The 13,571-nt window shown below is 43.3% G+C and carries 11 protein-coding genes; 3 read left to right on the top strand and 8 right to left on the bottom strand.

The window, feature by feature from the left end; genetic code table 11:
* From KTR07_RS24205 to KTR07_RS24225, 5 genes are all read right to left on the bottom strand, one after another.
* Positions 1-349 (bottom strand): UpxZ family transcription anti-terminator antagonist (locus KTR07_RS24205; RefSeq protein WP_217315521.1); only part of this gene is annotated, 349 nt, incomplete at its 3' end.
* 7 nt (positions 350-356) lie between these two features.
* On the bottom strand, positions 357-935 hold the full coding sequence (locus KTR07_RS24210; RefSeq protein ID WP_008763896.1) for a UpxY family transcription antiterminator: 579 nt from the start codon (positions 933-935) through the stop codon (positions 357-359).
* 351 nt (positions 936-1,286) lie between these two features.
* Positions 1,287-2,234 carry a tyrosine-type DNA invertase cluster 3b gene (locus KTR07_RS24215; protein ID WP_008766108.1) on the bottom strand — a complete coding sequence of 316 codons (948 nt, stop codon included), beginning with the start codon at positions 2,232-2,234 and terminating at the stop codon, positions 1,287-1,289.
* Between the two features lie 112 nt (positions 2,235-2,346).
* Positions 2,347-3,897 (bottom strand): ATP-binding protein, encoded by a 1,551-nt coding sequence (locus KTR07_RS24220; RefSeq protein ID WP_008766109.1) that lies wholly within the window; start codon positions 3,895-3,897, stop codon positions 2,347-2,349.
* Between the two features lie 148 nt (positions 3,898-4,045).
* A complete protein-coding gene (locus KTR07_RS24225) occupies positions 4,046-5,017 on the bottom strand; it encodes a type I phosphomannose isomerase catalytic subunit (protein WP_117981200.1) in 972 nt (323 codons plus the stop codon).
* 228 nt (positions 5,018-5,245) lie between these two features.
* Here KTR07_RS24225 and KTR07_RS24230 point away from each other — a divergent pair, with 228 nt between their 5' ends.
* From KTR07_RS24230 to galK, 3 genes are read left to right on the top strand one after another with little or no spacing between them, the layout of a single operon-like run.
* The gene (locus KTR07_RS24230) at positions 5,246-6,343 is read left to right on the top strand and encodes an aldose epimerase family protein (protein ID WP_008766110.1); all 1,098 of its coding nucleotides are present in this window, start codon (positions 5,246-5,248) and stop codon (positions 6,341-6,343) included.
* Positions 6,344-6,396: 53 nt separating this feature from the next.
* Positions 6,397-7,707 (top strand): sugar MFS transporter, encoded by a 1,311-nt coding sequence (locus KTR07_RS24235; protein WP_008760657.1) that lies wholly within the window; start codon positions 6,397-6,399, stop codon positions 7,705-7,707.
* A 43-nt stretch (positions 7,708-7,750) separates the two neighbouring features.
* Positions 7,751-8,905 (top strand): galactokinase, encoded by a 1,155-nt coding sequence (galK, locus tag KTR07_RS24240; RefSeq protein WP_074858529.1) that lies wholly within the window; start codon positions 7,751-7,753, stop codon positions 8,903-8,905.
* A gap of 119 nt (positions 8,906-9,024) precedes the next feature.
* On the opposite strand, the gene KTR07_RS24245 is transcribed toward galK, so the two are convergent.
* From KTR07_RS24245 to KTR07_RS24255, 3 genes are read right to left on the bottom strand one after another with little or no spacing between them, the layout of a single operon-like run.
* Positions 9,025-9,990: a glycoside hydrolase family 43 protein gene (locus tag KTR07_RS24245; protein WP_048696512.1), complete on the bottom strand. Its 966-nt coding sequence runs from the start codon at positions 9,988-9,990 to the stop codon at positions 9,025-9,027.
* A gap of 1 nt (position 9,991) precedes the next feature.
* Positions 9,992-11,974, bottom strand: a complete 1,983-nt coding sequence (locus tag KTR07_RS24250; protein WP_117981201.1) for an alpha-L-arabinofuranosidase C-terminal domain-containing protein — start codon at positions 11,972-11,974, stop codon at positions 9,992-9,994.
* Positions 11,975-11,999: 25 nt separating this feature from the next.
* Complete coding sequence (locus KTR07_RS24255; protein WP_117981202.1) at positions 12,000-13,541, bottom strand: arabinan endo-1,5-alpha-L-arabinosidase; 1,542 nt, start codon at positions 13,539-13,541, stop codon at positions 12,000-12,002.
* Positions 13,542-13,571 lie beyond the last annotated feature (30 nt).

Consider the following 13,571-nt stretch of genomic DNA (forward strand, 5'->3'; position numbering starts at 1 on the left):
GTTTATCGTAGATTGTGTGTAACTGAATTTTCAATGGTGAAGGCAATTGGTTTTTCAGAATCATTTGCGAACGCCTCAGAACAGTTTCTTTCTTTGCCTCATCCTCCGAATTGGCATACATAGACACACTATATCCCATCAGAAGAGACAAGCACAAAGCAGCTTCCTGTTCGGCTGTCTTACCGTGACAAGGATACAGATCATTGATCTGTTCATGGATCTCTTTATTAAGTAGTGAAAGATCGTCAATACATATACAGTCCATATTCTCACCCATATGAAGCAATGTATCAACTGTTTTTTGTAGTTTTTCTATTTTCTCCTGTATGCTATTATTGAAGGTCCCCATCACCTACTTAGTTTCTTTCGCCAATTTGCTCTACATATCCGATAGGCATATCGACACAAGCGCAGCCCAACATATCCAGCCGGACAGCAATCTTACTTTTGCCATCTAACGCAACTAGTTCTCCAACCAGTCCCGTCAAAGGACCTTTGATAACACGAACTTTCTTTCCACGAGCTAATGGAGAATAATTCATACAGATTGCCTCTTCCGAATAATCGAGCATAAAACGGAAACGCGCCATCTGATCATCAGGAATCACAGCAGGCTTTCCCTCACCACGCAACACCATGTAACGGCTTACCGTGGCAAGAGTTAAAGCAGCCATCCGTTCCTTCGGATCGGCATGAACAAACACCATCATCGGAAGAAGAACTGTTTCAACTAATTTACGGCGATCACTCCATTGATGGATTTCTTGCTGGACAGGAACAAAAGTCTCAATTCCCATTTTCCCCAAATATTCGGCTACTTTTTTTTCGTGATGTATGCGAACATGTGCCACATACCAGCGTTTTAAGCACGCTACGCCCTCCCCTGTCCCATTTTTGGTCCCGAGGATGGCTGATTTCTCTTTTGTTAGAATCATGTTTTTTTACCCCATATGTTTCCGTTACTTCTTAGGTAACGGAAGTAAATTTGATGCAAAGATAGACAAAAACACAAATAAGAAACAAATTAAAGCTCACTTTTTTTAGTTTTATCTAAAATATAGGGTAAAAACATCTTTAGACATGAAAAATACTTATTTTCATGCCTCACTCCTTATATACCTAATTTCCATTGGTATATACCCTTCTACTTAGGATGTAACTCTCTTGACAACATATTTGCTGCTGCTTTTCAACCTTTTTTCATTGTTCGTTTATGCTGTATACACTTCCGTTACCTAAGAAGTAACAGAAACAGATCCATGCTGACTATCAACTTATTAAATATTTTACACCCGTCCTATCCGACAGTTCTTCACGTAAGATAAATTCATTCGATTCACTTCTGTACGTTCCTGCAGACCAAAACCTTTCAGATAAATCTGAGTAGTCTTAATAGACTTATGCCCCAGCGACTCACTGATCATCTCAATAGGAACACCACGATACTTAGCGGTAGTAGCCCAGGAATGACGGATAGTATAGGAAGTGACGGGAGAAGTCAGCCGAAGAGCCTTTGCAAGTCTCTTCAGACGATTATTGAACCTGCGGAGAGCGGACTGATATTCCCGGTATGCACTTTCATCTTCTCTCTTCTTGTCGCCAAGAAGGATACTGAACAGATAGTCGGGACAATCCGGATGAGAAGGCTGACAGTTGCGAAGCCGACTGATTATATCTTGTGCAGTATCCAGTACTTCCACACTCATCGGAGTTTTCGTCTTGATACGATTATACCGGATGATATTCCGTTCCAGCGAAGATTTCTCCAAATGAGCAAGGTCAGCGAAAGACATTCCGCAGAATTGAAACATCAAGGCAGCGATAGCCTGCGTACGACGCAAACGTTCCGATTTGGGATCTTCATAGAGGAGGCGATTAAGTTCTCCGACAGGCAACGCTTTCTTCTGGCAAATATCCACTCCCGTATAAACATCATGAAACAGACGATGCACATACGGAGCTCTGCCCGACTCCACTCCTCTATTATAGATGCTACGAAGCATACGCATATACGTTGATACCGTATTCGGCTTCAGACCGGAACTATAAAGATACTGCCCGTAACAGCGCAAGCGTTCACGGGTGACTTGCCGGAAAGCAACATGGGTAGTGCCACAAAACTTGGTAAAAGAAAAAAGAGCATTCGTATAAACATGGGCCGTAGAATGACGCCCCTCTTTTCGTAAACGACCGATGTACGACTCCGCACAACGGCTAAATCCATTTTTATTCATATATATCACTAGTAAATTTATACAATGATAAGACGAAAAAAATGATTTAGCAACAGAAGTTTAAAACCTTTCCAAAAAAATTATATAAAACTGAATGGGGATAGAATTGATGCTACTCCACTATCCACTTCTCAATATTGCGTGTTTCTGAGCTAAAATTGACACCTATCTTGAAAAGTCGGCGTCCGTCTGCCTCAAAAGGAAGTGCATAATGCTTTTCATTAATCTGTTTGATAGCTTCTTCAGCAGTACCATCCAACTTAAATTCCATCACATATATGAATTTGTCAGTCTGTAAGACAAGATCGATACGCCCTTCACTTGTATGATATTCTACCTTAACGTAGAAGCCAATCAACTTGAAGACAATGAATAGTACATTCTGATAATGCAACTCCAAATCACGGGCCAACTCATAGGGAGTATCGGCAAAGAAGCTTTGCAGGCGATGAAAGAAAGCATCACAATCGCCTTGTTCGACTTCATGAATAAATTTAGTGATCTGAAACGGTGAATCTATCTGATCTACATTTGCATAAAATGGAAGCAAATATTTCATAAATCCTTCCTCTACTTCACGATTGGGAAAACCTAAACGATAAATTTTAAAACGACGGTCATAACCTTTTATCGTAAGATATCCACTTTGATAAATCACCGGAATAGGATTTTTTGAAGTGGAATCAATACTATTCAAAACATCGGAATCTGTTTCCACATTTACAACACGCCGGAGATCGTAATGACTACTTTTTAAAAGTTCAACCAAATAGGTCGGTGTACCTGTTTCAAACCAGTAATCACCAAACTTCATTTGGTCAAATGTATTAAGCAAACTGAAGGGATTGTAAATACCGACAGAGTCTTCTACAAAATGGTAGCCATCATAACATGCTTTCAATTCCTTGCAAACTTCATCATAACTCATTTTCTGATTCCGAGCCAGTTCATGAAGTTCTTTTTCCAGATTATCGTGGATTTCTTTCTCCGTAATGCCGCAAATTTCAATAAACCGTTCATCCATTGATATATCTTTCAGATTATTCAAGTCACTGAAAATACTTACTTTACCGAACTTAGTGACACCTGTCAGCATAGCGAATTTGATGTAGCCATCTTTGCTTTTCAATGCACCATAAAATGGCTTCAATGTATTACGGTAGTACTTTTGCAATTCATCGTCACCAATGGCTTGCAACATGGGTTTGTCATACTCGTCCACCAAGATGACAACGCGCTGTCCTGTCTTCTCGCAGGCACGCTGTATAATACCCGCAAAACGCAGGGAAAACGAACGCTCGGAGGGTTCGGCTCCATATAGTTTCTCCCATGCTACCAATGACTTTTCGAGTATGTTATCAAGACTCTCGGGTACATCATATTTTTCGATATTGAGGTCCAGATGCAATATCGGATGCTTTATCCAATCCTTTTCAAGGGTCTCGATAGCCAGACCTTCGAAAAGTTCTTTCTTCCCCTGAAAGTAAGCTTCCAGCGTAGATATAAGCAAACTTTTTCCAAAGCGACGAGGGCGACTTAGAAAATAATATCTCCCTGTTCTTGCTAATTGATAAACCAATGCCGTTTTATCAATATAAAAATAATCATCCTTACGGAGACTCTCGAAGTTTTGTACACCAATCGGATAAATCTTGCTATTCATACTTTCTCTGATTATTTATTCATGTACCCAATTAGGAATATAATCGGGCATGCACAAAGATACACCTTTCTTTCTACAACGCAAAGCAGGCGAGAAAGTTTTTCTCGCCTGCCCGGTCTATACTTTTATCAATAATATTGTCTATTATTTACACGTATGTTTCCAGCAATTTTACGTTTCCAGCTTCCGGAGTAATTGTTACATCCTGTGTTGTAGCAGGAAGCAGAATAGATTCTCCGGCACCTACTTTCAGTTCATTACCTTCATTGTCTTTTATCTTGCATGCACCTTCCATACAAATGAAGATCACGAATGAATCGAGTTCTGAATAATCACAGCTGATTTCTTCGGTCATATCATACACGGAAGTAGTGAAGTACGGACAAGCTACAAGTTCTACCGGCTCATCTTTCACCGCTTCGTATTTGGTACGATAATCATCCAACACTTCGTAATTGATGGCTTCACGCGCCAGGTCAGTATGCAATTCACGAGTCTTTCCGTTTGCATCCTTACGGTTGAAGTCATAGATACGATAAGTAATATCCGAAGTCTGCTGGATTTCGGCAATAAACGCACCGGCGCCAATACTGTGCACACGTCCGGCAGGAAGGAAGAATACATCTCCCGGCTTGATCTCATACTCCTGCAATACGTCAGTGATCGTATTGTTCAGCACGCGCTCTTTATATTCTTTCGGGGTGATTTGCTCGGAAAATCCAGAACGCAGTTTCGCTCCTTTATCAGCATCCACTACATACCACATTTCGGTTTTACCCATTGAGTTGTGCCTTTTCTTTGCCAAATCATCTGCCGGATGCACCTGAATGGATAAATCCTGCTTTGCATCGATGAATTTGATAAGCAGTGGGAATTTATTGCCAAAACGAGCATAATTCGCTTCGCCAACCAGTTCCTCGCGATACTTTCTCACCATATCAGCCAGAGTTAAACCTTTGTCCGGGCCATTAGCCACAACAGATTCATTGTCCTCTACGCCGGAAATCTCCCAGCTTTCTCCTACTCCTTTCAAGTCTGAACTCAAATGCTTGAACGGAATAATTTTGTCGCCCCCCCAAAGCGTCTGCTTCAGAATAGGTTCGAATTTTAATGGATACATTTTTGTTTTTCTTGTTAATAAACTTAGATTAAATTCTCCCGGATTATAATAATCCGGGAACAAACATACGAAAAATTGTTCACTTTAAAAGAAAAGAAGGATGAAAAATACAGAAACCTAAGTGAGAACGCTAAACTTTCCTAAACTACCCACCATATTTAGCCGGAATAATTTGTGAGTAACAAAGAATTTACCTTTATTTGCAAGAAAATTTTAAGAATACCAGACATGAATAACACATTCCCAACGGAAGGGAATCTATCAGGGCTCAGCCGGAAAGATTTCCAAAAGGAGATAAATAATAAAGAAACTGATTTATTTATCCTCAAAAATAAAAAGGGAATGGAAGTCGCCGTAACTAATTACGGATGCGCCATTCTCGCTATCATGGTACCGGATAAAGATGGAAAATATGCAAACGTTGTCCTAGGACACGACAGCATAGACCACGTTGTCAACAGCCCGGAACCCTTCCTCAGCACTACTATCGGACGCTATGGCAACCGCATCGCCAAAGGAAAATTCACATTGTACGGAGAAGAGCACGAGCTCACCATCAACAACGGACCCAACTCCCTGCACGGAGGACCTACCGGTTTTCACGCCCGCGTTTGGGATGCCGACCAACTGGCTGAAAATATAATCCAGTTCAATTATGTTTCAGCCGACGGCGAAGAAGGTTTCCCCGGCAATCTGGAGGTTGAAATGGTTTATCGCCTGGAAGAAGAAGAAAATGCACTGGTAATCGAATATCGTGCCACAACTGACAAAGCTACTGTAGTCAACCTGACCAATCACGGTTTCTTCAATCTGGCTGGTATCAGCAATCCTACTCCTACTATCGAAAACAATATTGTTACTATCAACGCTAATTTCTACACGCCTATCGATGAAGTTTCTATCCCAACCGGAGAAGTTGCCAAAGTAGAAGGTACTCCAATGGACTTCACCACTCCGCATACCGTAGGCGAACGTATCAACGATAAATTCCAACAACTGATTAACGGTGCCGGATACGACCACTGCTACGTACTGAACAAGATTGAAACAGGTTCACTGGATCTCGCTGCTACTTGTTTCGAACCGAATAGCGGTCGTACCATGGAAGTATACACTACTGAAGCAGGTGTACAACTTTACACCGGTAACTGGCTGAATGGTTTCGAAGGTGCTCACGGTGCTACATTCCCTGCAAGAAGCGCTATCTGCTTCGAGGCACAATGTTTCCCCGACACTCCGAACAAACCTCATTTCCCCTCGGCTACTTTATTGCCGGGCGATGAATACCAGCAGGTGACTATCTACAAATTCGGTGTGGAAAAATAAAAGATAAAAAAATAACTAACCTAATTTTATAAACTAACATTTTTAATAGAACCATGACACAAGAAAAAAAGAATGGAAAAATCATTGCCATTATCACGATGATTTTCCTTTTCGGTATGATTTCATTCGTTACTAACCTCGCAGCTCCTATGGGTATTGTGCTGAAGAACCAATTCGACGTATCCAATGCTTTGGGTATGCTGGGAAACTTCGGTAACTTTATAGCTTATGCAGTAATGGGTATCCCCAGCGGTATCTTGTTGCAACGTGTGGGATATAAGAAAACAGCACTTATCGCAGTAGCTATCGGTTTTATCGGCGTAGGTATCCAGTTCCTGTCCGGTCATTCAAGCCCTGAGATGGCTTTTGCCGTTTATTTGATTGGTGCATTCGTAGCAGGTTTCTCTATGTGTTTGCTTAACACTGTAGTAAACCCGATGTTGAACAAACTGGGTGGTGAAGGTAACAAAGGTAACCAGCTTATCCAGGTGGGCGGCTCTTTCAACTCTGTAATGGCTACCATCACTCCGATGTTCGTTGGTATCCTGATCGCCGGATCTATCGAAAAAGCTACTATCTCTCAGATTTTCCCTGTAATGTACACCGCAATGGCTGTATTCGCTTTCGCATTCTTCGTACTCCTGTTTGTACGCATTCCGGAACCGAACGCTGCTGCTACAACTGAACCAATCAGCACACTGATGAAAGGTGCTTTGAAGTTCCGTCACTTTGTATTGGGCGCTATCGCTATCTTTGTATATGTAGGTATTGAAGTAGGTGTACCGGGTACTCTGAACCTGTTCCTTACTGACCCTGTAGAAAAAGGCGGTGCCGGTATCGCTTCTACAATCTCCGGTTTCGTAGTAGGAACTTACTGGTTCCTGATGTTGATCGGTCGTCTGGCCGGTGCTTCACTCGGTGCAAAAGTTTCCAGTAAAGCGATGCTTACATTTACATCCGCTCTGGGATTGATTTTAGTATTCCTTGCTATCTTCTCTTCTACAGGAACATTGGTGAATCTGCCTGTACTTCAACAAAGCGCAACTGGCGGTTTGTCATTCGGTTTTGCAGAAGTGCCCATTAACGCTATGTACTTGGTATTAGTTGGTCTCTGTACTTCTATCATGTGGGGTGGTATCTTCAACCTTGCTGTAGAAGGACTGGGTAAATATCTGGCTGCTGCTTCCGGTCTGTTTATGGTACTGGTATGCGGTGGAGGTATCCTGCCTGTAATTCAAGGATGGGTAGCTGACGTAGCCGGTTTCATGGCTAGCTATTGGGTAATTATCGCTGCTCTGGCTTACTTGCTGTACTACGGTCTGGTAGGTTGCAAGAACGTAAATAAAGACATTCCAGTAGAATAAAAAATCTGAATTTAATTTATTCACCTTATAAAATTGATTTATCATGGATATAGAACACGTAAGAAGTCGCTTCATTAAGCATTTTGATGGAACTACAGGATTTATATATGCCTCTCCGGGTCGTATCAACCTGATTGGCGAACATACTGACTACAACGGTGGATTCGTATTCCCCGGAGCTGTAGACAAAGGTATGCTTGCTGAAATCAAACCGAACGGCACTGACAAAGTAAGAGCTTATTCTATCGACCTGAAAGATTATGTAGAATTTGGTCTGAACGAAGAGGATGCTCCCCGCGCAAGCTGGGCAAGATACATTTTCGGTGTATGCCGTGAAATGATCAAACGTGGCGTAGACGTGAAAGGATTCAATACCGCTTTCTCCGGCGATGTGCCTCTGGGTGCAGGTATGTCTTCTTCTGCTGCTCTGGAAAGTACATATGCTTTCGCATTGAATGAACTGTTCGGTGAAGGTAAAATCGACAAATTTGAATTGGCTAAAGTAGGTCAGGCTACTGAACACAACTACTGCGGTGTAAACTGCGGTATCATGGACCAGTTCGCTTCTGTATTCGGTAAAGCTGGCAGCTTGATCCGTCTGGACTGCCGTTCACTAGAATATCAATATTTCCCATTCCATCCGGAAGGTTATCGTCTGGTATTGATGGATTCAGTAGTGAAACACGAACTGGCTTCTTCTGCTTACAACAAGCGTCGTCAGAGCTGTGAGGCTGCTGTTGCTGCTATCCAGAAAAAACATCCGCATGTAGAATTCCTGCGTGACTGTACAATGGACATGCTGGAAGAAGCGAAAGCTGATATCAGCGCTGAAGATTATATGCGTGCCGAATATGTAATCGAAGAAATCCAACGCGTACTTGATGTTTGCGATGCGCTGGAAAAAGACGATTACGAAACAGTAGGTCAGAAAATGTACGAAACTCACCACGGTATGAGCAAATTGTACGAAGTGAGCTGCGAAGAACTTGACTTCCTGAACGATTGCGCTAAAGAATATGGTGTAACCGGTTCACGCGTAATGGGTGGCGGCTTCGGTGGTTGTACTATCAACCTTGTCAAGAACGAACTGTATGACAACTTCGTTGAAAAGACAAAAGAAGCTTTCAAAGCTAAATTCGGCAGAAGCCCGAAAGTATATGATGTAGTAATCGGTGACGGTTCACGCAAAGTAGAATAAGTTATTATTCATCAGAATTAAATAAGCAGGGCGTCTTTCCGGAATGGAAGGACGCCCTTACTTTTCAATTAACAAAAATCTAAAAACCTATTATCTAACCTAACCCTATAATTTCCTGTTTATTGTACGCCTTCCGTTGTCATCTGAATGCGTTTCATGGTACCGTCCTCGTTATAATACAAACGATCGATGCAGACGGAACGGCGGAAACTGCCTCCGGCTGTATTGATGCTTCCATTATGATAAATGAAATACCAGTCGCCCTTGAACTCGATAATAGCCTGATGATTGGTATTGGAATTGCCGGCTATCTCATTAAGGATGCCTTTGTATTCCCAAGGTCCGGTAATGCTACGGCTCATGGCGTAGCATATCTTTTCCGGAAATTCAGAAGCATATGAAAGGTAATACCAGTCTCCACACTTATGTATCCACGGAGCTTCCGTATATCGGGGCAGATGAACCGGTACGATAGGACCATCCAGCTCGATCATATTCTTTTTCAGTTTGACATAGTAGCATTGGGTATTCCCCCAATAAAGATATGCCTGTCCGTCGTCGTCAATAAAAACAGTCGGATCGATATCTTCCCAAGAGATCTTGGTAAATTCGGTCGTCATATCATTGGTGATCAGTGCGGAACCACGGGCATCCACAAAAGGACCGACAGGCGAATCAGATACGGCTACACCGATGGATTTTCCGTGAATAGTGCCGTGTTCCACCGTCACATACCAATAGAACTTCCCGTCACGTTCTATCACCTGACTAGCCCATGCTTCCCCTTTTGCCCAACTGAAATCTTTGGCTTTCAAAGGTACAGGATGCTCCGTCCATGTTTTCATATCGGGAGACGAGAATACACACCATTCATTCAACTGGTAATGTTCTTTGGGAGGAGGACATTCATCATGTCCGGCATAAATGTACACCTTACCGTCATGCACCATAGCACCCGGATCGGCTGTATATTTATATTTTATGATGGGATTGCCATTGGCTACAAAAGTAGTGTCATTCTGCGCAGACAGCCCGGAAAAGGCTGCCAATACGCATGAAATCATAACTAGTTTAACGCTATTCATTTTATTTCTTCGTGAATTTATAAACTGCAAACGTGTTCGGTCCGAGTTCGGTGGTTAACGCATGACCATTGATCGTTACCGGTGTCTCCTGTGGAGTGATGGCAAACGGTTGTTCAAGCGTATTATCTTTGTCCTGGTCGAGTGAGCTAAGAGTGATGCAACGTCCTTCGGACAATACATCCTGCTTTTTCAGACCTTCGAAAGTCAAGGATACAGGCTGTGTCTTATCGGAAGTATTAGCTACTTTGACAATCAGTTCGTTCTTATCCTTATCATAGACTGCACTGGCAAAAAGTCCGTTTTGTCCTTCCGCCCCTGTTACCGGTTTCTTGTTCATAGTGAGAGGAAGTACATTCGTTCCTTTGTTCTGTGCGTACAGCTGCTGCACATAATAACTTACGGTACGCACCGAGTTAAGATTATCAAACCAAATCATGTCCGGACGCCATTGCCATCCCTCCACATGAGCGAAAAGCGGCGCATAAGTAGCCATATGTACGATATCGGCATTACGTTCCAATCCGGTCATGAAGGCTGCTTCGAGCAAGGCAGCATGGAAGTGGTTCCATTTCTTTCCTTTTCCGTGACAAGCATATTCGCCGGCAAATACTTTCGGTCCTTTGCGGTCATAGTTATCATAGCGTGCTCCCTGACTGAGGAACCAGCTTTCGGGACGGTAGAAGTGTTCGTCTACCAGATCAGCTTTCAGACGCTTCATCTCAGGCCACAGGTAATCAAATTCTTTTCCTTCGGAATTCGGGCCGGAACTGCCTACAATCATGATTTCCGGATGCGCCTTGCGAAGAGCCTTGATAAACGGTTCGAGACGTTCGGGATACTCTTTTCCCCACTGTTCATTACCGATGCCCAGATATTTCAAATTAAAAGGTGCCGGATGTCCCATATCGGCACGTACTTTCCCCCAAGTCGTGTTCACGTCTCCATTGGCAAATTCGATCAGATCGAGTGCATCCTGAATATAGCTGTCCAGGTCGCAAACTGCTACGTAAGCTTTTTCTTCATTGTTCTGATACTGACAGGCAAGTCCGCAGTTCAGGATCGGAAGCGGTGCCGCTCCCATTTCTTCAGAAAGAAGAAAATATTCATAGAATCCCAGTCCGTAGCTTTGATAATAATCCGGATAGAAACGATGGGTAAAGGTATATTGCCAGCGATTTTCGTTCAATGGACGGTTTTCTACCGGCCCCACGGATTTCTTCCAGTCATAACGGGTTTCGAGATCCGTACCTTCAACGATGCAACCACCGGGGAAACGGAAGACTCCCGGATGAATATCCGCCAAAGCCTGCGCAAGGTCTTTGCGAAGACCGTTCTCATGTCCCTTCCAAGTATCGACAGGGAAAAGGGAAATATGCTCCAAGTCTACCGTACCCTGGGAAGCAAGGAAAATACGAAGCGTTGCTTTAGGATTGGTAACACCCGCTTTTAAGATTATCTGATATTTCTTCCAGTCTTTGGAATCAATGGTCAGTGTCTGAGAGGCAAAAGCCTGATGTTCGCCCATAGATTTGATATCTACAAGTTCCACACGTATCTTTTCACCTGTACCTCCGTGCGGCAGACGTGCCCATACGGAAAAGCGGTATTCTTCACCTTGCTTAACCCCGATGCCGAAGAAACCTTCATTATCCAGTCCGGTATGCTTGTGGGCATGTCCCGAATTATCAAGACGCACATAATGCGGATTGCGTTCAAAAGGACCGTCATCCTGCAAAGTCACCTTTCCATAAGTCTTCCATCCCATCAGACGCTGAGGGAATTCGAATGAACGGTTCTTTACCAGTTCGGCATAAAGTCCGCCATCGGCAGCATAATTGATGTCTTCAAAAAAGAGTCCGTACATTGTCGGCTGGATTTCAGCACCCAACTTCTTAGTCTGGATCACCATTTCATTGGTTTGCGCATGAAGCGCCATGCCGGTAGATAAGGCTAATGCAGCCAGTAATTCTGTGTATCTTCTCATGGTTTTCAATAAAAATTATATATAGTTATTTGATTCTTTTTCCCCAGACAGAACGTCCCCGGCTATCGAGTCCGGTAAAGAGAATTGTTTCGGTTTCGTTCTCCCAATCGTGTCCTGCAAAGATAACCAGATTCTCAATCTTCTCCGAGTTCAAATCTACCATTAATAGATGTTTTTCGGTCAAAAAGGACCATTTTCCATTCATTTGAACTATATTCCATTCGTTATCGGTCATCTGCCCTTTGCACGTGCCGTCTTTTACCAAAGTCACTCGGGTGGACAAGTTCCATTCCTTCTCTTTCAGTTCTCCCTCTCCCCATAAGATCTGTCCGGCTTCCAGCTGACGCTCATACCTTGGTTCCTGCACTCGTATGATTTCCCATTCACCGACCAGATCTTCTTTGCTGAATTGACGCGAAGCAGTCCCTGCATATCTCTCGGGAGAAGCGACCGGCCAGCCTTCGGGAGTGAAGAACAACTGCCGTATATGTAACACCATTAACTGATTTTGCGGTGACAGACGTCCCTGATGTGCCATAAAATAGTTTCCTTCACCGTCAGAAAAGACGGCACAATGCGCTGTACCCGCCCATCCGGTATGGTTCTCAAAACGATATGGTGCAGTCAGTATCGGGAAGTTGTTGGTCGTATCTTTCACAGCCTTGCCAAAGTAGTCCGTAAACGGACCTTCGGCAGCATCCGAACGGCTGACACGTACATTATAAGTCGTCATCAGCGGATCATAGGAAGTGAAAAGATAATATTGTTTCAGCTCCGGATGATAGATTATTTCCGGTGCTTCGAGATTGTCCTTCCGATAGTTGGCACGCCGTGCTACAAGGTGCCCCAAATCGCCTTCGTTTAAGGCTAATCCGGTTTCAGGATTCAGTTCGACGCAATACAGACCACCGAAGAAGGAGCCGTAATGCATCCACCATTTACCGGTATTTTCATCTGCTATGACGCTCGGATCGATAGCATTCATCGCGGTAGAATCATCTGTTTTAACGATACAGCCTTTCTGCGTCCATGGCCCTTCGGGAGAAGTTGATTCGGCAAGTCCTATATAGGATGTTTTACGTCCGAATGCGGATACGCAATAGTAGAGGCGGTATTTATCTTTATAAGGGATGATATACGGTGCCCAGATATTGGTCGCCCCCTGCCCTCCTGCATGAGACTGTACCCATTGAACCGCTTCTTCCGGTATTTCAGGAAATGCCCATCCCAGAAATTCCCAATGTACCAAATCCTTAGAACGGCGCATCTGGATAAATCCCAACGGCACGCCTTTCTCTCTCGCTTCTTTCCGGTTCTCACCGAAAATCGCATCTGTAGAATACATATAATAATAGTCGCCCAGCTTCCGGCAGGACGGATCGTGTACATTGTATGTTCCCCATTGACGGTAATCTTCCATTTTGGCTACTGATAAATAATTATCATCCCAAGAATTAGCAGAAGGAGTCGGAGTAAACACGGAAGAAGTGCAACTTACAAAGAAGCTGCCTGCTACTAAAAGAACTGGCAAAAACAAGTTTTTCATAATATCTGTGTATTCGTTCATCAATTATGCTACAAAAATACGCCCCGTTTC

The organism is Bacteroides sp. MSK.20.82 (assembly GCF_019052485.1).
In the GTDB taxonomy this organism is placed as follows: Bacteria; Bacteroidota; Bacteroidia; order Bacteroidales; family Bacteroidaceae; genus Bacteroides; species Bacteroides thetaiotaomicron.